This window comes from Mycobacterium sp. NPDC050551 (genome assembly GCF_040674075.1).
In the GTDB taxonomy this organism is placed as follows: domain Bacteria; phylum Actinomycetota; class Actinomycetes; order Mycobacteriales; family Mycobacteriaceae; genus Mycobacterium.
Genome location: NZ_JBFARC010000002.1, coordinates 159,038 through 181,226 on the forward strand (window position 1 = coordinate 159,038; position 22,189 = coordinate 181,226).

24 protein-coding genes are annotated in these 22,189 nt (G+C 70.3%); 10 read left to right on the forward strand and 14 right to left on the reverse strand.

The window, feature by feature from the left end:
- The first annotated feature begins 14 nt into the window (after positions 1–14).
- Together AB0K11_RS07370 and AB0K11_RS07375 are read left to right on the forward strand one after the other, a co-directional pair.
- Complete coding sequence (locus tag AB0K11_RS07370) at positions 15–683, forward strand: isoprenylcysteine carboxylmethyltransferase family protein (RefSeq protein ID WP_364976657.1); 669 nt, start codon at positions 15–17, stop codon at positions 681–683.
- An 18-nt stretch (positions 684–701) separates the two neighbouring features.
- Positions 702–1,316 (forward strand): DUF4126 domain-containing protein, encoded by a 615-nt coding sequence (locus tag AB0K11_RS07375; RefSeq protein WP_364974181.1) that lies wholly within the window; start codon positions 702–704, stop codon positions 1,314–1,316.
- 34 nt (positions 1,317–1,350) lie between these two features.
- Here the strand turns inward: AB0K11_RS07375 and glgC are convergent, their stop codons facing one another.
- Positions 1,351–2,565 carry a glucose-1-phosphate adenylyltransferase gene (glgC, locus tag AB0K11_RS07380; RefSeq protein ID WP_364974183.1) on the reverse strand — a complete coding sequence of 405 codons (1,215 nt, stop codon included), beginning with the start codon at positions 2,563–2,565 and terminating at the stop codon, positions 1,351–1,353.
- A gap of 161 nt (positions 2,566–2,726) precedes the next feature.
- Between glgC and glgA the strand changes: the two genes are divergently transcribed.
- Positions 2,727–3,890 carry a glycogen synthase gene (glgA, locus tag AB0K11_RS07385; protein WP_364974185.1) on the forward strand — a complete coding sequence of 388 codons (1,164 nt, stop codon included), beginning with the start codon at positions 2,727–2,729 and terminating at the stop codon, positions 3,888–3,890.
- A 20-nt stretch (positions 3,891–3,910) separates the two neighbouring features.
- On the opposite strand, the gene AB0K11_RS07390 is transcribed toward glgA, so the two are convergent.
- The 7 genes from AB0K11_RS07390 to AB0K11_RS07420 form a co-directional block, all read right to left on the reverse strand.
- Entirely contained in the window at positions 3,911–4,078 is a 168-nt protein-coding gene (locus AB0K11_RS07390; RefSeq protein ID WP_003406247.1) for a DUF3117 domain-containing protein, read from the reverse strand.
- Positions 4,079–4,255: 177 nt separating this feature from the next.
- Entirely contained in the window at positions 4,256–4,882 is a 627-nt protein-coding gene (locus AB0K11_RS07395; protein WP_364974189.1) for a DNA-3-methyladenine glycosylase I, read from the reverse strand.
- The gene (locus AB0K11_RS07400; protein WP_364974192.1) at positions 4,879–5,253 is read right to left on the reverse strand and encodes a DivIVA domain-containing protein; all 375 of its coding nucleotides are present in this window, start codon (positions 5,251–5,253) and stop codon (positions 4,879–4,881) included. The genes AB0K11_RS07395 and AB0K11_RS07400 overlap by 4 nt, the downstream gene beginning before the upstream one ends.
- Before the next feature lie 42 nt (positions 5,254–5,295).
- Positions 5,296–6,246, reverse strand: a complete 951-nt coding sequence (locus AB0K11_RS07405; RefSeq protein WP_364974194.1) for a glucosyl-3-phosphoglycerate synthase — start codon at positions 6,244–6,246, stop codon at positions 5,296–5,298.
- Complete coding sequence (gene folP / locus AB0K11_RS07410; protein ID WP_364976659.1) at positions 6,243–7,067, reverse strand: dihydropteroate synthase; 825 nt, start codon at positions 7,065–7,067, stop codon at positions 6,243–6,245. The genes AB0K11_RS07405 and folP overlap by 4 nt, the downstream gene beginning before the upstream one ends.
- A gap of 131 nt (positions 7,068–7,198) precedes the next feature.
- Positions 7,199–9,007, reverse strand: coding sequence for a long-chain-acyl-CoA synthetase FadD6 (gene fadD6, locus AB0K11_RS07415; protein ID WP_364974196.1), 1,809 nt, complete (start codon positions 9,005–9,007; stop codon positions 7,199–7,201).
- 61 nt (positions 9,008–9,068) lie between these two features.
- On the reverse strand, positions 9,069–9,641 hold the full coding sequence (locus AB0K11_RS07420; protein WP_364974198.1) for a TIGR00730 family Rossman fold protein: 573 nt from the start codon (positions 9,639–9,641) through the stop codon (positions 9,069–9,071).
- Between the two features lie 93 nt (positions 9,642–9,734).
- On the opposite strand from AB0K11_RS07420, the gene AB0K11_RS07425 reads away from it, so the two are divergent.
- The 3 genes from AB0K11_RS07425 (at position 9,735) to AB0K11_RS07435 (ending at position 13,125) form a co-directional block, all read left to right on the forward strand.
- Entirely contained in the window at positions 9,735–11,804 is a 2,070-nt protein-coding gene (locus AB0K11_RS07425; protein ID WP_364974201.1) for an AAA family ATPase, read from the forward strand.
- A gap of 106 nt (positions 11,805–11,910) precedes the next feature.
- Positions 11,911–12,291, forward strand: coding sequence for a type VII secretion target (locus AB0K11_RS07430; protein ID WP_364976661.1), 381 nt, complete (start codon positions 11,911–11,913; stop codon positions 12,289–12,291).
- Positions 12,292–12,369: 78 nt separating this feature from the next.
- The gene (locus AB0K11_RS07435) at positions 12,370–13,125 is read left to right on the forward strand and encodes a type VII secretion target (protein WP_364974203.1); all 756 of its coding nucleotides are present in this window, start codon (positions 12,370–12,372) and stop codon (positions 13,123–13,125) included.
- Here the strand turns inward: AB0K11_RS07435 and AB0K11_RS07440 are convergent.
- The 4 genes from AB0K11_RS07440 to dapE form a co-directional block, all read right to left on the reverse strand.
- Positions 13,118–14,731 (reverse strand): ABC-F family ATP-binding cassette domain-containing protein, encoded by a 1,614-nt coding sequence (locus AB0K11_RS07440; RefSeq protein WP_364974206.1) that lies wholly within the window; start codon positions 14,729–14,731, stop codon positions 13,118–13,120. The two genes, AB0K11_RS07435 and AB0K11_RS07440, sit on opposite strands and share 8 nt — an antisense overlap.
- A 179-nt stretch (positions 14,732–14,910) precedes the next feature.
- Positions 14,911–15,207 (reverse strand): hypothetical protein, encoded by a 297-nt coding sequence (locus tag AB0K11_RS07445; RefSeq protein ID WP_364974209.1) that lies wholly within the window; start codon positions 15,205–15,207, stop codon positions 14,911–14,913.
- 5 nt (positions 15,208–15,212) lie between these two features.
- Complete coding sequence (locus tag AB0K11_RS07450; protein ID WP_364974212.1) at positions 15,213–15,518, reverse strand: hypothetical protein; 306 nt, start codon at positions 15,516–15,518, stop codon at positions 15,213–15,215.
- Between the two features lie 75 nt (positions 15,519–15,593).
- Positions 15,594–16,661: a succinyl-diaminopimelate desuccinylase gene (dapE, locus tag AB0K11_RS07455; protein WP_364974215.1), complete on the reverse strand. Its 1,068-nt coding sequence runs from the start codon at positions 16,659–16,661 to the stop codon at positions 15,594–15,596.
- 13 nt (positions 16,662–16,674) lie between these two features.
- Here dapE and dapD point away from each other — a divergent pair, with 13 nt between their 5' ends.
- Positions 16,675–17,640, forward strand: coding sequence for a 2,3,4,5-tetrahydropyridine-2,6-dicarboxylate N-succinyltransferase (gene dapD / locus AB0K11_RS07460; RefSeq protein WP_364976663.1), 966 nt, complete (start codon positions 16,675–16,677; stop codon positions 17,638–17,640).
- A gap of 13 nt (positions 17,641–17,653) precedes the next feature.
- On the opposite strand, the gene AB0K11_RS07465 is transcribed toward dapD, so the two are convergent.
- Together AB0K11_RS07465 and AB0K11_RS07470 are read right to left on the reverse strand one after the other, a co-directional pair.
- A complete protein-coding gene (locus AB0K11_RS07465; protein WP_364974218.1) occupies positions 17,654–18,001 on the reverse strand; it encodes a VOC family protein in 348 nt (115 codons plus the stop codon).
- Positions 17,992–19,398: an acyl-CoA synthetase gene (locus AB0K11_RS07470; protein ID WP_364974220.1), complete on the reverse strand. Its 1,407-nt coding sequence runs from the start codon at positions 19,396–19,398 to the stop codon at positions 17,992–17,994. The genes AB0K11_RS07465 and AB0K11_RS07470 overlap by 10 nt, the downstream gene beginning before the upstream one ends.
- A 41-nt stretch (positions 19,399–19,439) precedes the next feature.
- Between AB0K11_RS07470 and AB0K11_RS07475 the strand changes: the two genes are divergently transcribed.
- From AB0K11_RS07475 to AB0K11_RS07485, 3 genes are all read left to right on the forward strand, one after another.
- Entirely contained in the window at positions 19,440–19,979 is a 540-nt protein-coding gene (locus tag AB0K11_RS07475; protein WP_364974223.1) for an NUDIX hydrolase, read from the forward strand.
- 55 nt (positions 19,980–20,034) lie between these two features.
- The gene (locus AB0K11_RS07480) at positions 20,035–20,433 is read left to right on the forward strand and encodes an SgcJ/EcaC family oxidoreductase (protein WP_364974225.1); all 399 of its coding nucleotides are present in this window, start codon (positions 20,035–20,037) and stop codon (positions 20,431–20,433) included.
- 68 nt (positions 20,434–20,501) lie between these two features.
- Positions 20,502–22,160: a nucleobase:cation symporter-2 family protein gene (locus tag AB0K11_RS07485; RefSeq protein ID WP_364974228.1), complete on the forward strand. Its 1,659-nt coding sequence runs from the start codon at positions 20,502–20,504 to the stop codon at positions 22,158–22,160.
- The last annotated feature ends 29 nt before the right edge of the window (positions 22,161–22,189 follow it).

Genomic DNA, 22,189 nt, shown 5'->3' on the forward strand with positions numbered 1-22,189 from the left:
GGAGCACCGTGAAGATCGCACTGCAGACTTTCGGATCGGCACTGTTCTCCTTCGTCTTCTTCGGGCTGGCACTGTTCGTGCCCGCCGGAACCGTTGACTACTGGCAGGCGTGGGTGTTCATCGCCGTGTTCGTGGTGTCGACGATCGGGCCGAGTCTGTACCTGGCGATCCGCGATCCCGCCGCCATGCAGCGCCGGATGAACGCAGGCCCGACCGCCGAAGCGCGTCCGGTGCAGCGATTCGTCGTCGCCGGCGTCGTGCTGCTGGTCGTCGCGATGCTCGTGGTCAGCGCCCTCGATCACCGGTTCGGCTGGTCTTCGGTGCCGGGGCCCGTCGTCGTCATCGGCTACGTGCTGGTCGCGGTGGGCCTGTTGGTCGCCCAGCTGGTGGTGATTCAGAACCGCTACGCCGCAGCGACGGTGACCGTCGAGGCGGACCAGCCGCTGGCGTCCACCGGCCTGTACGGCATCGTGCGGCACCCGATGTACACCGGCGCGGTCGTCATGCTCCTCGGCACCCCGCCGGCCCTGGACTCCTACTGGGGTCTCGTCGCGATCGTGCCGGGACTGGCGCTTCTCGCCCTGCGGATCATCGACGAGGAGAAGCTGCTGGTCGAACAACTCGCCGGGTACCGCGAATACACCGGCCAGGTGCGCTTCAGGTTGCTGCCCTTCGTGTGGTGACGCGCTCATAATGGCTCAGTGGAGCTGCTGACCGGCCTCGGCCTGGCGACCGCCGCGGGACTGAACGCCTACATCCCGCTGCTCGCTCTCGGGCTGCTGGCCCGGTTCACCGACCTGGTGTCGCTGCCACACACCTGGTCCTGGCTGGAGAACGGCTGGGTGATGGCGATCGTCGCGGTGCTGCTCGCCGTCGAGGTGGTGGCGGACAAGATCCCGGCGCTCGACACCGTCAACGACATGATCCAGACGTTCGTGCGGCCCACCGCAGGCGGCATCGTCTTCGGCTCCGGCACCGCGGCGCAGACCGGTGCGGTCACCGACCCCGGCGCATTCGCCGAGTCCGGTCAGTGGGTGCCGGTCGCGATCGGCGTCGTCACCGCGCTCGCCGTGTCGCTGACCAAGTCGGCTGTGCGGCCGGCGGCCAACGTCGCCACCGCCGGTGTCGCCGCGCCGGTGCTCTCCACACTCGAGGACGTCACCAGCATCGGCCTGGTGTTCGTGGCGGTGTTGCTGCCCGTGCTGGTGCTGGTCGCACTGGTGCTGCTGGCGTGGATCGCGGTCGCGCTGCTGCGTCGCCGGCGACGGCGCCGCAGAACCGAGACGGCAGGCACGGCGCTCGAGCCGCCCACCTGAGCGCCGGGAACGCCGTTCCGCGGCGGGTGACGAGCTAGATCCAGACGCCCTTACCGACGGCGACCACTCCGCCGGCGCTGATCGCGAAGCGTTCGCGGTCCTTCTCCAGGTCGACGCCGACCATCTCCCCCGGCCCGACGACGACGTTCTTGTCCAGGATCGCGTGGCGCACCACCGCTCCGCGGCCGACGCGGGCGCCCGGCATGATGACGCTGCCCTCGACGATCGCGCCGTCGTCGATGACGACGTTGCTGGACAGCACCGAGTTGCGCACCGACGCAGCGGAGATGATGCTTCCGGCGCCGACCACCGACTCCTGCGCGGAACCGCCGTTGACGAACTTCGCAGGCGCCAGGTTCCCGGACTCCCCGCGGATCGGCCAGCGCTTGTTGTAGAGGTTGAACACCGGGTGCACCGACACCAGGTCCATGTGTGCGTCGTAGAACGCGTCGAGGGTTCCCACGTCGCGCCAGTACCCGTGGTCGCGTTCGGTGGCGCCGGGCACCTCGTTGTTGGAGAAGTCGTAGACGGCGGCCATGCCGTCGGACACCAGCCGCGGGATGATGTCGCCGCCCATGTCGTGGTCGGAATGGTCTTCGTCGGCATCGGCGCGGATGGCGTCGATGAGCACCTTGGTGGTGAAGATGTAGTTGCCCATCGAGACGAACGCCTCGTCGGGATTGTCCGGCGTACCCGGCGGATCGGCGGGCTTCTCGATGAAGCTGCGGATCCGTCCGGACTCGTCGGCGTCGATGACCCCGAACGCACTCGCTTCGGCACGGGGCACCCGGATACCGGCCACGGTCGCCCCGGCACCGCTCTCGATGTGGAACTGGACCATCTGCTCGGGGTCCATCCGGTACACGTGGTCGGCGCCGAACACGACGATGTAGTCGGGATCCTCGTCGTAGATCAGGTTCATCGACTGGTAGATCGCGTCGGCCGACCCGGTGTACCAGCGCGGCCCGAGCCGCTGCTGGGCGGGCACCGGGGTGATGTACTCGCCGGCCAGGCCGCTCAGCCGCCAGTTTTGCGAGATGTGCCGGTCCAGTGAATGCGACTTGTATTGCGTGAGAACGCAGATCCGCAGATACCGGGCGTTGACCAGGTTCGACAGCACGAAGTCGATGAGCCGGTAGGCGCCGCCGAAGGGAACCGCGGGCTTCGCCCGGTCGGCCGTCAGCGGGTAGAGCCGCTTGCCTTCCCCGCCGGCCAGGACGATGCCCAGCACATGTGGCAATTCCCTCATGATCCAAACCTATCCGCCGGTACCCACCAGGGCCAGCCATTGACCGTTTTGAAGGCCGGTCTGTCAAGGCGTTTGGCACCGCAACGCCATATGCGTACCCGGCCCACGGCAGCTTCAAAACAAGCCTGCGGCGGCGCGTCGCGACAACTACCGTCGTAGGCATGCGGGTGGCGATGATGACGCGGGAGTACCCACCCGAGGTGTACGGCGGGGCCGGCGTGCACGTGACCGAACTCGTCGCGCAGCTACGCAAGCTGTGCGACGTCGACGTGCACTGCATGGGCGCCGATCGCCCAGGCGCGTTCGTCGCGCAGCCCGATCCCGCGCTCAAGGGCGCCAATCCCGCGTTGTCCACCCTGTCGGCCGATCTCAACATGGTCAACGGCGCCGGCCAGGCCGACGTGGTGCATTCACACACCTGGTACGCCGGGCTGGCCGGTCACCTCGCGGCGCTGCTCTACGGCGTTCCGCACGTGCTGACGGCGCACTCGCTGGAGCCGATGCGGCCCTGGAAGGCCGAGCAGCTCGGCGGCGGCTACCGGGTCTCGTCCTGGGTGGAGCGCACCGCGGTCGAGGCCGCCGACGCCGTGATCGCGGTCAGCGCCGGGATGCGCGCCGATGTGCTGCGCACCTACCCGGCGTTGAGTCCCGCTCGGGTGCACGTCGTGCGCAACGGGATCGACACCGAGGTGTGGTACCCCGCCGAGCCGCAGCGCGGTGAATCGGTGCTGGCCGAACTGGGCGTCGACCCGAGCCGGCCGATCGTGGCGTTCGTCGGTCGGATCACCCGCCAGAAGGGCGTGGCCCATCTGGTCGCCGCCGCCCACGGGTTCGCCCCCGAGGTCCAGCTGGTGCTGTGCGCAGGCGCCCCGGACACACCGGAGATCGCCGCCGAGGTGACCGCCGCCGTGCAGGAGCTGGCGCGGGCGCGCACGGGCGTGTTCTGGGTGCGCGAGATGCTGCCGATCGGCAAGATCCGCGAGATTCTCTCTGCCGCGACGGTTTTCGTGTGTCCCTCGGTGTACGAACCGCTCGGCATCGTCAACCTCGAGGCGATGGCGTGCTCGACGCCGGTGGTGGCCTCCGACGTCGGAGGCATCCCCGAGGTGGTGGCCGACCACCAGACCGGGCTACTGGTGCACTACGACCCCACCGACACGGCGTTCTTCGAGACCAGGCTGGCCGACGCGGTCAACTCCCTGGTCGCCGAGCCGGCCAAGGCCCGCGAATACGGTCAGGCCGGCAGGCAGCGCTGCATCGAGGAGTTCTCGTGGGCACACATCGCCGAGCAGACCCTGCAGATCTACCGCGACGTCTGCCCGTAGCGGCCGAAGTCGCTGACCGACTAGCTGGTGACGCCCTTGAGTTCGTCGCCCAAGGCGGCCGCCTCATCGGGTGTGAGTTCGACGACGAGTCGACCACCGCCTTCAAGTGGTACCCGCATCACGATGCCGCGCCCCTCCTTGGTTGCTTCCAGAGGACCGTCGCCGGTCCGGGGCTTCATCGCCGCCATCGAGTGCTCCCTCCACCATGAACCATCCCGCCGGGTGCGGCTGCGCCACACCTGGTCGGCCGGGCTGCCCACTCGTCGGCAGCACCCGGAGCTGAACTGCTACGACCTCTATTGTTCCCTATCCACCGGGGTGGATGTGCAAGACCCGTCGATGACGCGCCCGGGACGCCGCCAAGATCAGTCCGACGCGGCGCCCGCGCGACGCCCGGCGGCGACCGGAACCCAGCAGTCCGCGACGTGGTCGTCGACCATCCCGGTGGCCTGCATCAACGCATACGCCGTTGTGGGACCGACGAACCGGAACCCGCGCCGCTTGAGGTCCTTGGCCATCGCGGTGGACTCGGGCGTGACGGCAGGCACCTGCGAAAGGTCGGCGGGGCGCGGCCGGGCCGCGGGCGCGAACGACCACAACAGTTCGCCGAGGTCCACTCCCGCGTCGGTGAGGTCGGCGACCGCGCGGGCGTTGGCGATGGTGGCGTCGATCTTCGCGCGGTTGCGCACGATGCCGGTGTCGGCAAGCAGGCGTCCGACGTCGCGGTCGGTGAAGCGGGCGACCTTCTCGGCGTCGAACCCGGCGAAGGCGCGCCGGAAGTTGTCCCGCTTGCGCAGGATGATCAGCCAGGACAGCCCGCTCTGGAACGCCTCGAGGCTGATGCGCTCGAATAGTGCGCCGGCATCGTGCAGCGGCCTGCCCCACTCGGTGTCGTGATAGTCGCGGTAGAGCACGAAATCCGGCGGCGCCAGCCGGCCCTGGTCGATCCAGCCGCACCGCGTCCGGCCGTCGACCGCGGTGGGGACGGTCACGGCTGTTCCGGCTCGCCCGAAGGTGCGGCGTGCGCGCCGGCCTCGGCGGGATCCCGTCGGGCGCCGGTGACCGCGTCGAGGCCGTGCGCACCGCGGACCGCGGCGAGTTCACCGCGAAGCTGGTCGAGTTCCTGGCCGAGCCGGTCGAGCACCCAGTCGACCTCGCCGGCCTTGTAACCACGCAGGGTCTGGGTGAACTTGAGCGCGTCGACGTCGGCGCCGGTGACGCCTGAGGCCGGCAGCACCGTGGCCGTGGTGTCGCGGGGCAGGGGTGGCAGCGACTCCCCGCGGCCGAACAGCGCGCTGCCCACGGCGAACAGCACGATGGCCACCAGTACCAGCACCACCAGGTACAGCAGGATCAGGGTCACGTCCTCGATACTGCCTGACCGGTGTGACAGCCCGCAGGAGGGTCAGCGGGGGCGCAGTGTCACCATCGGTGGCCGGTCCTCCAGCGACACGCCGGACGAGCGCGGGGTGTAACCGTCGCCGTCGGCGAAGAACTGGGTGAGCCCGACCCCGGAGTCGGTGATGCCGCACCGGGTCAGCAGGGTGGCGATCACCTGACGGCTCATCGACGCCAGTTCGGTGAGCGGGCGGTTCCGGTGCACCCGAACGCCGAGGTTCACCTGGGCCAGCGCGTCGAGGCCGAGCCGGTCGTAGGCGTCGACCAGCAGGCCGATCTCCACCCCGTAGCCCGGGGCGAACGGCACCGCGGTGAGGAGTTCGCGGGTGCCCGCGTACTCGCCGCCCAGTGGCTGCAGCACACAGGTCAGTTCGGGGCGCAGCGCGGCCAGAAGGGGACGCGCCACCAATTCGGTGACCCGGCCGCCGCCGTTGGCGTCCTCGCTGCCGCTGACCTTCAGCGGACGCCGGTAGAAGCCCTTGACCAGGTGCACGCCGTCGCAGGTCAGCAGCGGCCCGAGCAGCTTCGGCACGAACATCGGATCGGGGTCGATCAGGTCGGAGTCGACGAAGGCGATCACGTCACCGGTGGTGGCCGCCAGGGACCGCCACAGCACCTCGCCCTTGCCCGGTTGCGGCGCCACCTCGGGCAGCGCCGCCTCGCGGCTGATCACCCGGGCGCCTGCGGCCATCGCGCGGATGGCGGTGTCGTCGGTGGATCCCGAGTCCAGCACGATCAGTTCGTCGACCAGCCCGCCGAGCAGTGGCGTGATGGTCTCCACCACGCTCGCCACGGTGGCCTCTTCGTTCAGTGCCGGCAGCACCACCGAGACGGTGCGGCCGGCCTTGGCGGCCTCGAGTTCGGCGACGGTCCACGACGGTCGGTTCCAGCTGTGGTCGGCGAGCCACCGGTGTCGTGCGATCGCCTCGGCGGCTGTCAGATCGGATATCGCAGTCATGCCAGTCCCCTCACCGTGCGCGTCGGTGGACGCACGCCCTGTATCGACGCGACCATCTCCAGTACACGTCGAGTGGGTCCGACCTCGTGCACTCGGAACATCGCCGCTCCTGCCGCCGCCGCGAGTGCGGTGGCGGCGAGCGTGCCCTCCAGGCGTTCGGTCAGACCCACACCGAGAGTCTCCCCGACGAAGTCCTTGTTGCTCAGGGCCATCAGGACCGGCCATCCAGTTTTTACAAGGTCTTCCACGTGACGCAACAAAGTAAGACCGTGGTAAGTGTTCTTGCCGAAATCGTGCGTCGGGTCGATCAGGACGCGGTCTTTCGGCACTCCGGCGGCGACGGCCCGCTCGGCGGACTGCGTCACCTCGGCGATGACGTCGTCGACCACGCCGCGCTCGGAGATGCCGTAGCGCACCCGGAACGGCCGGGTCCGCGGGACGGCGCCGCCGGTGTGCGAGCACACCAGCCCCGCGCCGAACTCGGCGGCCACCTCGGGCAGATCCCGGTCGTGGCCGCCCCAGGTGTCGTTGATCAGGTCGGCGCCCGCCGCGCACGCCGCCTTGGCCACCTCGGCGCGCCAGGTGTCGACACTGATCACCACGTCGGGGTACGTGCCCCGCAGCCACTCGATGAACGGGACGACGCGGGCGATCTCCTCGGCCGCGTCGACCACCGTTCCCGGCCCTGCCTTGACCCCGCCGATGTCCACCACGTCGGCGCCGTCGGCGACCACGCGGTGCGCGGCTGCCTTGGCGGCGTCGTCGCTGAACGTGGCGCCGCGGTCGTAGAACGAGTCCGGCGTGCGGTTCACGATCGCCATGATCAGCGCCCGGTCACCGGTGACCGGGCGGCCGAGGAATGTCGCCGCCACCCGTCCAGGCTATCGACGCCGGCGATGTCGGCGCGGTTACGTTCGCTCAGCGAACGAAACCGCGCCCAAATCACCCCCGGTTACTTCGGCTTCTTGCCGTCCTTCACCTCACCGAGGTACTCGTCGTAGTACTCGACGTATCCCTCGTCCTTGCCGGACAGCACGTAGATCGGGTCCTCGATGTCGTTCGCCTCTTCGTCGCCTTCGCCGGAGTTGCCGCCGTAGCCCTCCTTGCGCAGGTCGACCTTCTGACTCTTGAAGGTCGACGTGTGCGCGAGTTCCTCGACCACCCGGACGAACAGCGGCACCGCGTAGATCGGCAGCTTGTCGAAGGCCGCCTTCGCCAGCGCCTTCCCGTCGAACTCCTTGCCGTCCTTGAGCTGGATGGCGACCATGCCCGCCTTGCCGCCGGTGTCGGGCACCTCGACGCCGAACACCGTGCACTCCTCGACCTGGGGGTCGCTGGAGACCGCGGCCTCGACCTCGGTGGTGGCGACGTTCTCGCCCTTCCAGCGGAACGTGTCGCCGAGGCGGTCGGTGAACGCGGCGTGCCCGAAGCCCTGCGAGCGCATCAGGTCGCCGGTGTTGAACCACACGTCGCCCTTCTTGAACGCGTCGCGGACGAGCTTCTTCTCCGACTCTTTCTCGTCGGTGTAGCCGTCGAACGGCTGGAAGTTGCTCACCTTGGACAGCAGCAGGCCGGGCTCGCCGTTCTTGACCTTCTTCACCCGGCCCTTGTCGTCGCGCACCGGGTCGCCGGATTCCTCGTCGTACTCGACGAACGCCACCGGCGTCGGGCAGATGCCGGTGGTCTTGTCGACGTTGAAGAAGTTGACGAAGGCGGTGTTGCCCTCGCTGGCCGCGTAGAACTCACACACCCGGTCGATACCGAAGCGCTCGGTGAAGTCGTCCCAGATGGCCGGCCGCAACCCGTTGCCGCCGATCACCCGCACCCGGTGCTTCCGGTCGGTGTCCTTCTCGGGCTGGTTGAGCAGGTAGGTGCAGATCTCGCCGATGTAGACGAACGCGGTCGCGTCGTACCGGATGACGTCGTCCCAGAACTTCGACGCGGAGAACGACTTGCCGAGCGCCAGGGTCGCGCCGGAGTTCAGCACCGACGACAGCGCCACCGTCAGCGCGTTGTTGTGGTAGAGCGGCAGGCAGCAGTACAGGATGTCGTCGCTGTTGAGCCGCATGCCGAGGCCGCCGAACCCGGCCAGCGCGCGCAGCCAGCGGTAGTGGGTCATCACGCTCGCCTTGGGCATCCCGGTGGTGCCGGAGGTGAAGATGTAGAACGCCTTGTCCTTGGCCAGCACCGCGGAGGCGGTCGCGGGATTCTCCGTCGGCGCCTCCTCGGCGAGACGCTTGAGCTCGTCGAGCGTGAGCAGCGCGTCGGTGTCCGCGCCGCTCTCCTTGATCGGGTCGACGAAGTCCGGGTCGGCGACGACGACGGTCGCCGAGAGCAGGCCCAGGCTGTGCTCGAGCACGTCGCCGCGCTGGTTGTAGTTCAGCATTCCCGAGATGGCGCCGCACTTGACCGCGGCCAGCATGATGAGCACCGGTTCCGGCGAGTTCTTCAGCATGATGCCGACGACGTCGCCGTGGCCGACGCCACGGGCCGCGAGCACCGCCGCGTACCGGTTGACGGTCTCGTTCGCCTCGCGGTAGGTCAGCTCCTGATCCTCGAACTTCAGGAACACGTTGTCGCCGTAGCGGGCCGCCCGGTCCTGGAAGACCTTTCCGATCGACGTCTTGGCCGACGGGCGGGCACCGAATCCGGTAACCACGCCTCGCACGATGGTCGGCACGTCCATGATCAGGCCCGGCACGCGGCTGGCGATGTCGAGCAGCCCCACGCTGCTGCGGGTGCCGGATTTCTCGTCGGTCATGCGGTGCGTCCCCTCCGATGGTCGTATGTGCGCAACACCCTATCCCCGCGTGTGACCGCCATCACCCGACCGGTGCGCATACCGCCATGGCGGCGTCGACGTCGTCGACGACAACCAGCCGGTCGAGCGCCCCGGGAGAGACATAGCCGCTGTCGACCAGGCCGTGCAACCACACCATCAGGCCGGCGTAGTGCCCGAACGGGTCGAGCATGACCAGGGGTTTGCTATGCATACCCAAATAACCGGCGGTCCAGGCTTCGAAGAATTCCTCGAGCGTCCCGATCCCGCCGGGCAGCGCGATGAAGGCGTCGGCGCGGTCCTCCATGACCTGCTTGCGCTCCCGCATGGTGTCGGTGACGACGAGTTCGTCGGCCTCGACGTCGGCCAGCTCGCGGTGCACCAGCGCCTTGGGGATGACGCCGATGGTCCGGCCGCCGCGTGAGCGCGCGCCGTCGGCGACCGCTCCCATCGCCGAGACGTTGCCGCCGCCGGACACCAGCGTCCAGCCGCGGTCAGCGATCGCCGCCCCCACCCGGGTGGCGAGATCCAACAGTTCGGGGTGCGTCGGACCCGACGCGCAGTAGACGCACACCGCCCGTTGGCGGTCGGCGACGGGATCGGCTGGGGAGGACATTCCGCCAACCTAGACGAGCCGCACCGACCCGGACGCACGGCCGGCATCGGGAATCCGCGGTCGCTGTTGAGCTGCTGGCCATAGGATCCGGCGGTGCCTGTCGACTGGGTTACCGCTGACCACGAACCGGCGCTGCGAGCACTCGAGGCGGGGGTGCGAGACCGCGGCGGGGCGGTGCTGGTCGGTCCGGCCGGGGTCGGCAAGACCACGCTGGCGCGGCAGACCGTCGAGCACCTCGGGCCCGCCGACTGGGTGATCGCGACGGCGCCGGCGAGGGCGGTGCCGTTCGGGGCGTTCCGCGACGTCGTCGACATCCCGGCGCACGGCAAGACGGCGGCGGTGTTGCGGGCCGCCGAGGCGGCGCTCGCCGGGCGGCTGATCGTGGTCGACGACGCGCATCTGCTCGACCGGCTGTCGGCGACGCTGCTGTACCGGCTCGCCCTGCGTGGGACGACCCGGCTGGTCGTCACCGTCGGCGGCCCGGCGCCCGACGAGGTGTCCGCGCTGTGGAAAGACGACCTGCTGGCCCGGGTGGACGTCGATCCCGCGGCTCACGACGACGCCCGGCTGGAGACCCAGGTGGCCGAGTTCCTCGCCGACCTGCCTGCCGCCACCCGCAGGGCGGTGCACTACCTGGTGGTCACCGACCCGGTGCCGCTGCCGGTTCTGCGGGCGCTCGTCGGCGACGACGCGGTCGCCGACGCGCAGCGCCACGGCCTGATCGCCGTCGACGACGAACTGGTGCGAGCCGGACACCCGCTCTTCGTCGACGCGGCCCGTGACGAACTCGGCGGACCCGACCTGCGCCGGATGCGCACCGAGCTCGTGGAGAAGCTGGCCGCGGCGGGGCCGGGTGGGGTGGTCGACCGGTTGTGGCTGGCCGTCATCGCCGCCGAGAGCGATTACGCACTCCCGGCGGATGTGATGGCCGATGCGGCCGCCGAGGCACTGCGGCTGGGCGACCTGCACCTCAGCGAGCAGTTGGGCCGTGCGGCCGTCACCCCGGCGAGTGGATTGGCCACCCGGCTCCCGCTGGCCTACGCGCTGGCGTGGCAGGGGCGCGGCCGCGACGCCGACGCCGTGCTCGCCGCGGTCGACCCCACCGATCTCAGCGAGGACGACCTGATGGAGTGGGCGCTGCCGCGGGCGGCGAACCAGTTCTGGATGTTGTCGGAGCCGGAGCGCGCGACGGCATTCCTGCGGACGGTGCGGGCCCGGGTGTCCGCACCGGGCGCCCGCGCGACGGTCGACGCGCTGTCGGCGACGTTCGCGATGAACGCCGGGACGCCGGCACGGGCGGTCGAGATCGCCACCGAGGTGCTGGCCACTCCCGAGGCCGACGGTACGGCGGTGGGCTGGGCCGCCTCGGCCGCCGCACTCAGCTGTGCCCGGCTCGGCCGGTTCGACGAGGTGAACGCGTTGGCCGAGCGGGCGCAGGCCGCTGACCACCCGGGGTTGCTGCGATTCACCAGTGGCTTCGGCCAGACCACCGCGCTGCTGATGGCCGGTGAGCTGCAGCGGGCGTTGGAGCTGGCCCGGCAACTGGCCGACGTCACGCAGCTGCAGCAGCCGGGCCAGGCGATCGGCGAGGTGGTGGTCGCCGACGTGCTGATCGCCCGGGGTGAACTGGCGGCTGCCACCGAACTGCTACGCCGGGCGACGGCGGAGTTGACGCCGACCGGCTACTCCTGGGCGTCGCTGGCGTGGATGTTGTTGACGCAGGCGCTCGGTCAGCAGGGCGCCACGGTGGAGGCGGGAAAGGCGTTGGCGCGCGCGGAGTCCCGGCACGGCCTCAAGTCGATGCTGTTCGCTCCGGAGCTTGGCCTGGCCAGGGCGTGGACGCATCACGCGCGCCGGGACGTGCACGCCGCGGTGGCGGCCGCGAGAGATGCCGCCAAGACGGCCGAGCGGGGCGGGCAGACGGCGCTGGCGCTGCGGGCACTGCTGGACGCGGTGCGGTTGGGCGACGTACGGGCGGCCGACACGCTCGCCCGGCTCGACGTGGGATGTGTGTTCGGCGGGCTCACCCTCGAGTACGCGAAAGCTCTGAATGCAGGGGACCATTCGGCGCTGAACGCCGTCGCCGAGCGTTTCGATGCGGTCGGGATGCGCGGCGCCGCGCGCGATGCCCGACGGCAGGCGGCTGATTCCCGCCCGGCCTAGTCCCGGCCGCCGTCGGAATTTGGTGCACAGGGCGCACACAGCGCCCGCTTAAGCTCGATACACCAGCCGATCCGGGAGGTGTGTCGTGTTCAGTGAGCCGTTGTCCGTGGAAACCGGCGTCCTGCGCGCGTTTTCGCGTACGCACGCCGACGTCGCGTCCGACATCACACAACTGGCCCGGCGCGCCCCCGACGGGGCCGAGGTCGCGTCGACGCACGGCACCATCGGGTTCGGCATGCAGGCCGCGCTGAAGGAACTGCTCGGAGCGCGTCTGGGAAGCCTGCAGACGACGGCGGGCAGCGGCGACGGCATCGCCGAGATGCTTCAGACGGCGGCGCGCCAATACGCCGGCGTGGACGACCACGGGGCGCAGCGCATCGAAGGCGCCTGGGGTGGCGGCATGGACTTCCCGTTCCCCGACATCACCACCACACCCCCGGCCGACGCGCCCGCTCCCCTGCCGATCCCGGGTGGTCGCCCCACCTGACGTCACATCGGTGCGAGGAGCAGCGGCCGCGCGGCTTTAAGATTGCTGCACGTCGCCGTCGAACCGAAAGAGTGGCACATGTCAGGGTCGCTGTCCGTCCAACCCGGGAGCCTGCGGACGTACTCCCAGCAGCATGGGGACGTCGCCAGTGCCGTCACGCAGGTCTCTGCCAACACACCCGACGTCTCCGCGGTCTCCACGACCTACGGGAACATCGCCTCGGGTGTCTCCACGGCACTGGGCGATCTGCTCGGTGCCCGGGGCGGCGCACTGACCTCGACGGCGTCCACGGCCCGGCAGCTGGCGGATGGTCTGATGAATTCGGCGGGCCTGTACGAGCAGAGCGACCAGCAGGGCGCCGAGGCGATCAACGCCGCATCGACCGGTTCCACGGGATCGCCGTCGACCGCGAACAGCGCCTCGTCGGGGGCGGGCCAGATGCTGAGTCAACTCGGACAGCAGGCCGGCCAGCAGGTCGGTCAGCTCGCGCAGACGGCCGGTCAGGCCGTCGCCGGCATCGGCCAGATTCCGGCGCAGGTGCTGCAGGGCGTGCAGGGCATCGTCGAGGCCGCCACGGGCGCAGGCGCGGACACCGCCGCGGCGGCCACCGGCCCGGCCGGCGGCGACACCCCGGCGGCGCCCGCCGATCCGGCCGGCGGTGGCCCGGCCGGTGCGGACGACCGGCAGCCCGGCGACGAGAAGGCCGACGAGAAGGCCGACGCGGACGACCGGCAGCGCGGCGAGCAGGAACCCGCGCCGGAGAAGAAGCCCGAGGACGAGCGGCCTGCGCCCGCGCCGACACGTCCCCCGGTTGCCGGCGCGACACTCACCTAGCCACCAGCACCCCGTCGGCGAGATGCAGTCGGCGCTGCACCGCGATCTCGTCCAGGAAGCGGTCGTCGTGACTCACCACCACGAACGCGCCCTGGTAGGCGTTCAGCGCCGCCTCCAGCTGCCCGATGCTCACCAGGTCGAGGTTGTTGGTCGGCTCGTCGAGCAGAAGCAGCTGCGGCGCCGGCTCGGCGAACAGCACGCACGCCAGGGTGGCGCGCAGTCGCTCGCCGCCGGACAGCGCCCCGACCGGCAGGTGGATGCGGTCACCGCGGAAGAGGAACTGCGCCAGCAGGTGCATCCGGCGGGTGTGCGACAGGCTCGGTGCGAACGCCGCCAGGTTCTCGGCGACCGAGCGCTGCGTGTCGAGCAGGTCCAGTCGCTGCGACAGGTACGCGACCCTGCCCTCGGCCCGTTTCACGCTGCCCGCGTCGGGCGGCAGATCACCGGAGATCAGGCGTAGCAGAGTCGACTTCCCCGCCCCGTTCGGACCGGTCAGCGCGATGCGTTCCGGACCCTGGACGCTCAGCCCGACACCGTTGTCCGCGAACAAATTCCGGTCACCACGAGTGACCTGCAGCCCCTCGGCCGCCAGTACGGTGCGTCCGGCGGGCACGGCGGTGGCGGGCAGGTCGAGCACGATGGCGTCGTCGTCGCGCAGCGCCCGCTCGGCATCGTCGAGTCGTGAGCGTGCGTCGTCGACGCGCTTTTCGTGCACGTCGTCGGCCCGGCCCGCCGACTCCTGCGCCCTGCGTTTCATCGCTCCGGCGATGATCTTCGGCAGGCCGGCGTCCTTGACGTTGCGCGCGGCGGTGCCCGAGCGGCGGGCCGCACGTTCGCGAGCCTGCTGCATCTGCCGCTTCTCCCGTTTGAGCTGCTGCCCGGCGTTTCGCAGGTTGCTCTCGGCGAGTTCCTGGTCCGCCGCGACGGTCTCCTGGTAGGCGGTGAATCCCCCGCCGTAGAAGCGCATCTCGCCGCGGTAGAGCTCGGCGATCTGGTCCATCCGGTCGAGCAGCACCCGGTCGTGACTCACCACCACCAGACACCCCGCGAAGTCGTCCAGAGCGGCGTACAGCGCGTGCCGGGCGTCGGCGTCCAGATTGTTCGTCGGCTCGTCGAGCAGCAACACGTCGGGCCGCTCGAGCAGTTGCGCGGCCAGACCCAGGGTGACCACCTCACCACCGGACAGCGTGCCCAGGGTGCGGCCCAGCGCGACGTGCCCGAGTCCGAGGCGGTCGAGTTGCGCGCGGGTGCGCTCCTCGACATCCCAGTCGTCACCGATTGCGGTGAAGACCTCCTCGCGTGCGTCGCCGGCAGCGAGGGCGGCCAAAGCGTCGAGCGCACCGGTGATTCCGAGCACATCGGCGACGCCGCGCTCGGCGGTGAAGGGCAGCGCCTGCGGCAGGTAGCCCAATACCCCGTCGACGGTGACCGCGCCGGAGGTCGGCTCGTGTTCGCCGGCGATCAGTCTGAGCAGAGTGGTCTTGCCTGCACCGTTGGGCGCGACCAGGCCGGTGCGCCCGGCACCGAGCGCGAAGGACAGGTCGGCGAACTGGAGCGAGCCGTCGGGCCACGCGAAGGACAGATTCGTAGCGATGATCGAAGACATGAGGAGGCTTTCGTGGGGTCGCGGACAGACCCGTGCCGCGACAAGGACGATGGACGACTGCGATCTCTCCGGATCATCCGGAGATGTCGTCGTCTCCCCACATGTCTTCAGCCCACCTCGATCGGGAACATTCGTCCGCGTCCCACTGTAGGAGTGCCGTCAAGCGGATATCCGGGCCGTCAGCCCAGCGAGGCGGCCAGCCCGACGAAACTGACGCACACCGCGACCGCGGCGAACACGACCGCGGCGAAGGCCCCTTCGGCCACCTCGAGCAGTCGGCGACACCGGGGCAGGAGGGACAGCAGGCTGCACAGTCCGGCCAGCATCAGCGGCGCCAGCCAGGCGTACAGCCAGAAGTACAGGAAGATGTTGCTGGACGCCGCCAGGACTCCGAGCCCGAACCCGACGAGCATCAGTGGCGACCCCGGTGACCGGTCGAGCGAAGGACGCTTCGCCGCCTCCGATTCGTAGGACACCGCGCTCAGATCCCACTGACTTGTACGGCAGCCCAGCCGATCACCAGCCAACCGCTGAGCACGGCCACCGCGACACCGACTCCCGCGCTGCGTCGACCGATCGAATCCCCGCGCAGCACCAGCGTCGCGGCCACCGTCAGCGCCAGCACCGTCGCGATGGCCGCCGCGAACCACCACCCGCCGCCGAATTCGCGGTGTCTGCCGGGGCTGTCGGCACCGAACCCGACGAACAGCGTGGTGAGCACACCCCACAGCACTCCGCCCCCCGCGGCGCCGGAGTACAACGCCTGACGCCAGTTCACGCTCCGCATCGGCCCACACCCCCGTCTCCTGCCTCGAGGCTAATCGCGGTACCGGGGTGGGCGTGACGCTGATTTCGGGAGTCGTCAGGCCGTCAGGTACGCCCGCAGAATGTCCGTCGTGTCGGTGATGCGGCCGATCTGCACGCGTTCGTCGGCGCGATGGGCGAGGTTGGGGTCGCCGGGCCCGTAGTTCACCGCCGGGATGCCCAGCGCCGCGAACCGTGCCACGTCGGTCCACCCGTACTTGGCCCGCACCTGCCCGCCTGCGGCCTCGACCAGCTTCGCCGCCGCCGGTTGGGTGAGCCCGGGCAACGCACCCGGCGCGGCGTCGGTCTGGTCGATCCGGACGTCGAGGCCGTCGAGGACCCCGTGCACGTGGGTGAGGGCCTGTTCGACGCTGCGATCCGGCGCGAAGCGGAAGTTCACCGTCACCGACGCGGCGTCCGGGATGACGTTGCCTGCCACCCCGCCGTCGATCCGCACCGCGGACAGCCCCTCGCGGTAGACGCAGCCGTCGATGTCGACACTGCGCGCCTCGTATCCCGACAGCCGGTCGAGGACCGCACCGAGCTTGTGAATCGCATTGTCGCCCAGCCATGATCGCGCGGAATGCGCCCTGGTGCCCGTCGCGCTGACCACCACCCGCAGCGTGCCCTGGCAGCCCGCCTCGATGTAGCCCCCGGACGGCTCCCCGAGAATCGCGACGTCGGCCTGCAGCCAGTCCGGCAGCTCCCGCTCGATGCGGCCGAGGCCGTTGGCCCTGGCCTCGATCTCCTCGCAGTCGTACATCACGAGGGTGAGGTCGTGGCTGGGCTCGGCGATGGTGGCGGCCAGGTGGAGGAAGACCGCATCGCCGGACTTCATGTCCGATGTGCCGCAGCCGTGCAGTTCGTCACCGTCCATCCGGCTCGGCACGTTGTCGACGGCGGGCACGGTGTCGATGTGCCCGGCCAGCAGCACCCGCGACGGCAGGCCGAGGTTGGTGCGCGCCAGCACCGCGTCACCGTTGCGGACGATCTCGAAGCCCCGGGTCTGTGCCCGCAGCGCGGCCTCGATCTCGTCGGCGATGCGCTGCTCGTGCCGCGATTCGCTCGGGATGTCGACCAGCGCGGCGGTCAGCGCGACCGGGTCGGCATGCAGGTCCAGGGCCACAGCACTAGACCCTATTCCAGTAGCCTGGGGCACCGTGACTTCTGCTGTAGGAATCGGCCTGGCGACGCTGGCGGCCGACGGGACGGTGCTCGACACCTGGTTCCCGGCCCCCGAACTGGACATCGACGGCGATCCGGGCACGGTGCGGCTCTCGGTGGCCGAGGTGCCCGAGGAACTGGCGGTGCTGGCCGGGCGTGATGAGGAGCGCGACGTCGAGACCATCGCGGTGCGCACGGTGATCGGTTCGCTGGGCGACAAGCCGGTCGACGGCTACGACGCCTACCTGCGCCTGCATCTGCTGTCCCACCGGTTGATCAAGCCGCACGAGGCGAACATGGACGGTCTGTTCGGCGTGCTGGCCAACGTGGTGTGGACGAACTTCGGCCCGTGCGCGGTCCCCGGCTTCGAGACCGTGCGGGCCCGGTTGCGCCGACGCGGGCCGGTGACGGTCTACGGCATCGACAAGTTCCCGCGGATGGTCGACTATGTCGTCCCGACGGGCGTGCGGATCGCCGATGCCGACCGCGTGCGGTTGGGCGCCCACCTCGCGACGGGCACCACGGTGATGCACGAGGGCTTCGTCAACTTCAACGCCGGGACGCTGGGCAATTCGATGGTCGAGGGCCGGATCTCGGCGGGTGTCGTCGTCGACGACGGATCGGATGTCGGCGGCGGCGCGTCGATCATGGGCACCCTGTCCGGTGGCGGCAAGAACGTGATCTCGGTCGGGAAACGCTGCCTGCTGGGCGCCAACGCCGGGCTGGGCATCTCGCTGGGCGACGACTGTGTGGTGGAGGCGGGCCTGTACGTCACCGCGGGCACCAAGGTGCAGACCGCCGACGGGCAGACGGTCAAGGCGCGCGACCTGTCCGGCTCGAACAACCTGCTGTTCCGCCGCAATTCGCTGTCCGGGGCGGTCGAGGTGGTCAAGCGCGACGGCACCGGCATCACGCTCAACGAGGCGCTGCACGCCAACTGATCGACGGGCCGGTCTAGGAGGCGGCGAGGATGCAGAACTCGTTGCCCTCGGGATCGGCCAGCACCACCCAGCTCCGGTCGCCCTGCCCGATGTCGACGTGGCGCGCCCCGAGGCCGATCAGCCGGTCGACCTCGGCCTGCTGGTCGGCTGGGGTGAAGTCGAAGTGGATCCGGTTCTTGACGATCTTGTCGTCGGGGACCGCCAGGAACAGCCAGTCCGGGCCCGCACCGTCGGGGGCGCGCAGCAGTACGTCGCCGTCGTCGTCCACCTCGTGCGGCCAGCCGAGCACCCGGGCCCACCAGGCGCCGAGAGCGCGGGGGTCGGCCGCGTCGACGCACACCTCGGTGAACCTCAATCCCATTGTGTGAGTTCCTTCTTGAGCACCTTGCCCATCGCGTTGCGGGGAAGCTCGGCGACCACCCGGACCTCCCGCGGCCGCTTGTGCACCGACAACTGGTCGGCGACATAGGCGATCAGCGTGTCGGGATCCGCCGTGCCGACGACGTAGGCGACAATCCGCTGCCCGAGGTCGGTGTCGGGCACGCCGACGACCGCGGCCTCCGCGACGCCGGGATGTCCGAGCAGTGCGGCCTCCACCTCGCCGGCCCCCACCCGGTAGCCGCCCGACTTGATCAGGTCCACCGACTCCCGGCCGACGATGCGGTGCATGCCGTCCCCGTCCACCACCGCGACGTCGCCGGTGCGGAACCAGCCGTCGCCGTCGAACGCCGCGGCCGTCGCGTCGGGCAGGTTCAGATAGCCGTCGAACATCGTGGGGCTCGACACCAGCAGCCGGCCGATGGTCTCGCCGTCGTGCGCGATCTCGGCCCCGGCCTCGTCGACCAGCCGCGTCCGGACACCGGACACCGGGAGCCCGACCCAGCCGGCCCGGCGCTCGCCGTCGACCGTGGTGCTCACGGTGATCAGGGTCTCGGTGCTGCCGTACCGCTCCACCGGCGCCCGGCCGGTGAGCTCGGTGAGCCGCTCGAACACCGGTACCGGCAGCGCCGCGCTGCCCGAGACCAGCAGGCGCGCCGACGACAGTGCGCGTGCGGCGTCGGCGTCGGCGGCGATGCGCGACCACACCGTCGGCACACCGAAGTACAGCGATCCGCGCGCCTCGGCGTAGCCGGCCGGGCTGGGCCGCCCGGTGTGCACGAAGCGGTTCCCGATGCGCAGCGACCCGAGCAGGCCCAGCACCAGGCCGTGCACGTGGAACAGCGGGAGGCCGTGCACCAGGGTGTCGCCGGCGGTCCACTGCCACGCCGAGGCCAGCGCGTCGACGTCGGCGGCGACCGCCCGCCGGCTCAGGATCACGCCCTTGGGTGGGCCGGTGGTGCCGGAGGTGTACATGATCAGCGCCGGCGCCTCGGGCGGCGGTTCGGCGTAGCGGTGCCACGACCGCGCGTGCATCCGCACGGGCACCACCGGCAGCCCGCCGTCGTCGGCGGGCGGTGTGCCGAGCCACGCCTGCGCGCCCGAGTCGGTGAGGATGTGGCGGCGTTCGGCGGCGCCGACGTCCGCGGGCACCGGCACGACGGGGACACCGGCGATCAGGCAGCCGGTGATGGCCAGCACCGTCGTCGCGGTCGGCGTGGCCAGCACCGCGACCCGTTGCGCGCCGCCGACACGTTCGGCCACCGAGGTCGCGGCGCCGACGAGATCGCTGCGGCTGAGCACTGCGCCGTCGATGCGGACCGCGTCGGCGATGTCGGCTCCCCCGGCGACCGCGGCGGGATTCAGCGAGGCCAGCAACACGCCAGCGAGGCTACTCGCCGCGGCTCGGCGATACTGTGCCGGTGAGTTCCATCGAGCGCGTCGGGTCGCGAGAGGTGTACCGCAATCCGTGGTTGACGCTGCGTGAGGACGACATCCGCCGCCCCGACGGCAGCCCCGGCACCTACGCGGTGATCGACAAGCCCACCTACGCGCTGGTGATCCCGCGCGACGGCGACCGGTTCACCCTCGTGGAGCAGTACCGGTATCCGCTCGGCCTGCGGCGGTGGGAGTTCCCGCAGGGCACCGCGCCCGGGATGGCGGCGATGGACGCCGAGCCGCTGGCCGCCCGCGAACTGCGCGAGGAGACCGGGCTGCGCGCGGCGACGCTGACACTGCTGGGCCGGCTCGACGTCGCGCCCGGGATGAGCAGCCAGCGCGGTTGGGTGTTCCTGGCCACCGGCGTCACGCAGGGCGACCACGACCGCGAGCACGAGGAGCAGGACATGCGCAGCGCCTGGTTCTCCCGCGCCGAGGTCGAGACGATGATGCGCGACGGCGACATCACCGATGCCCAGTCCATGGCCGCGTGGACCCTGCTGTCGCTCAGCGAGCACGCCTGACGGCCGATGACTCGGGCGGCCGGGTGAGGTCAGCACTCAGGACGAAAGGAAATCCATGAGTACCGACGACACCGAGATCCGCGACGTCATCACCCGATGGGCCGCCGCCATCCGCGACTGCGACCAGGACGGGGTGCTGGTCGACCACGACCGCGACATCGTCATGTTCGACGTCCCACCGCCGTTCCGCGGCGTGCGCGGCATCGACGAGTACCGGGCGTCGTGGCCGCCGTTCTTCGAATACATCCGCCAGGGAGCGCAATTCGAGATCGAGGAGCTCGACGTCACCGCAGGCGATGATGTCGCCTTCGCGTGGGGCCTGCTGCGGTGCGGGAAGCCTGCGGAGTTCGAGACGAACCCCGACAATCGCCTGCGGATCACGATCGGCCTGCGCAGGGTCGACGGCCGCTGGCGGGTGACCCACGAGCACCATTCCTTCCCGATGCTCGACTGAGCGGAGTAATACAACGGTCATCGGCGCGGAAAAGCCGCGAAACACCGCCACCTCAAGATGGGTGCACCATGGCCACGTTGACCAGAACGCTCATCGACGGCACGGCGAACGGCCGCCCGGTCGACGAGATCCCGCCGCTGCGCCGGCTCGTCCCGTTGGCGTTGCAACACGTGCTCGCGATGTATGCCGGCGCTGTCGCGGTGCCCCTGATCGTCGGTGGGGCAATGGTCGCGGCCGGCCGGCTCGAGCAGTCCGACATCGTGCACCTGATCATGGCCGACCTGTTGGTGGCAGGCATCGCGACGATCGTGCAGGCGGTCGGCTTCTGGCGGTTCGGTGTCCGGCTGCCGCTGATGCAGGGCGTCACCTTCGCCGCCGTCGGGCCGATGATCACCATCGGCACGAACCACGGCATCACGACGATCTACGGGTCCGTCATCGCGTGCGGGCTGTTCATGATGGTGCTCGCGCCGGTGTTCGGGAAGCTGATCCGGTTCTTCCCGCCGCTGGTGACGGGCACGATCATCCTCATCATCGGGGTGTCGCTGATGCGGGTGGCCGCCGGCTGGTTCGGCGGCGGAACGGGCCCCGACTTCGGTGACCCGAAGGCCGTCGGCATGGGTTTCTTCACCCTCGCCGTCATCATCGCCCTCGAACGCTTCGCCCCCGAGAGCGTGCGGCGGGTGTCGATCCTGCTCGGCCTGGTCGTCGGCACTTTGGTGGCGATTCCGCTCGGGATGACCGACTGGAGCCACATGGGCGAGTACGGCTGGGTGGGCGTGGTGACACCGTTCCAGTTCGGGCTGCCGACCTTCGAGATCAGCTCGATCATCGCGCTGCTCATCGTGGCGATCGTGATCATGACCGAGACCACCGGCGACATCGTGGCGGTGGGTGAGATCGTCGACGAGAAGATCACGCCCCGGCGGCTGGCCGACGGGTTGCGTGCCGACGGGCTCGGCACGGTGCTCGGCGGGGTCTTCAACACGTTCCCGTACACGGCGTTCGCGCAGAACGTCGGCCTGGTCGCGATCACCGGCGTGCGCAGCCGCCATGTCGCGACGGCAGCGGGGGTGATCCTGGTGCTGCTGGGCCTGTTGCCGAAGATGGCCGCCGTGGTGGAGGGTATTCCGCTGCCGGTGCTCGGCGGCGCCGGGTTGGCGCTGTTCGGGATGGTCGCCGCGAGCGGGGTGCGCACCCTGGCGAAGGTGCGGTTCGACAACACCAACGTGCTGGTGGTGGCCATCTCGGTGGGTGTCGCGATGCTCACCGAGGCCAAGTTGTACTACACCGACCGCGCCCTTGCGGACAGTCCGGTCAACGTCTCACTCGACCTCTACCACCAGTTCCCGGACTGGTTCCAGACCATCTTCCACTCCGGCATCTCGGCGGGGGCCGTGACGGCGATCGCGCTCAACCTGCTGCTCAACCGCCACCGGGCCGCCCCGGACGAGGACGACAGCCCGGCGGCTTACGACGCGCCGCGCGGCGCGCTGCCGGATCCGCTCGACGCGCTGCGTGCGGCCGACCCGTCGACCTCGCCGCAGCAGTTGCGCGAGCTCGCCAAGGAACGGCCCGAACTGCACACCATCATCGTCACGAACCCGTCCACCGACGTCGCGACCTGCGAATGGATCAGGCAGCAGGGCGACCCCCGGGTCGAGGCGGTGTGCCAGAAGTGGGACGAGGTCACCGACGGCCGGTTCTCCCGGCGCAGCCGCGAGTAGGGCGTGGCGTAACCGGCTGCTCGGCGTTC

Excerpts from the sequence above, each read along its gene's own strand:
- glgC (WP_364974183.1), bottom strand. The coding sequence starts at position 2,565 with ATGAGGGAATTGCCACATGTGCTGGGCATCGTCCTGGCCGGCGGGGAA.
- glgA (WP_364974185.1), top strand. The coding sequence starts at position 2,727 with ATGCGGGTGGCGATGATGACGCGGGAGTACCCACCCGAGGTGTACGGC.
- AB0K11_RS07390 (WP_003406247.1), bottom strand. The coding sequence starts at position 4,078 with ATGGCGGCGATGAAGCCCCGGACCGGCGACGGTCCTCTGGAAGCAACC.
- AB0K11_RS07405 (WP_364974194.1), bottom strand. The coding sequence starts at position 6,246 with ATGACTGCGATATCCGATCTGACAGCCGCCGAGGCGATCGCACGACAC.
- folP (WP_364976659.1), bottom strand. The coding sequence starts at position 7,067 with ATGGCGATCGTGAACCGCACGCCGGACTCGTTCTACGACCGCGGCGCC.
- fadD6 (WP_364974196.1), bottom strand. The coding sequence starts at position 9,007 with ATGACCGACGAGAAATCCGGCACCCGCAGCAGCGTGGGGCTGCTCGAC.
- AB0K11_RS07420 (WP_364974198.1), bottom strand. The coding sequence starts at position 9,641 with ATGTCCTCCCCAGCCGATCCCGTCGCCGACCGCCAACGGGCGGTGTGC.
- AB0K11_RS07435 (WP_364974203.1), top strand. The coding sequence starts at position 12,370 with ATGTCAGGGTCGCTGTCCGTCCAACCCGGGAGCCTGCGGACGTACTCC.
- AB0K11_RS07440 (WP_364974206.1), bottom strand. The coding sequence starts at position 14,731 with ATGTCTTCGATCATCGCTACGAATCTGTCCTTCGCGTGGCCCGACGGC.
- AB0K11_RS07450 (WP_364974212.1), bottom strand. The coding sequence starts at position 15,518 with ATGCGGAGCGTGAACTGGCGTCAGGCGTTGTACTCCGGCGCCGCGGGG.
- AB0K11_RS07465 (WP_364974218.1), bottom strand. The coding sequence starts at position 18,001 with ATGGGATTGAGGTTCACCGAGGTGTGCGTCGACGCGGCCGACCCCCGC.
- AB0K11_RS07480 (WP_364974225.1), top strand. The coding sequence starts at position 20,035 with ATGAGTACCGACGACACCGAGATCCGCGACGTCATCACCCGATGGGCC.
- AB0K11_RS07485 (WP_364974228.1), top strand. The coding sequence starts at position 20,502 with ATGGCCACGTTGACCAGAACGCTCATCGACGGCACGGCGAACGGCCGC.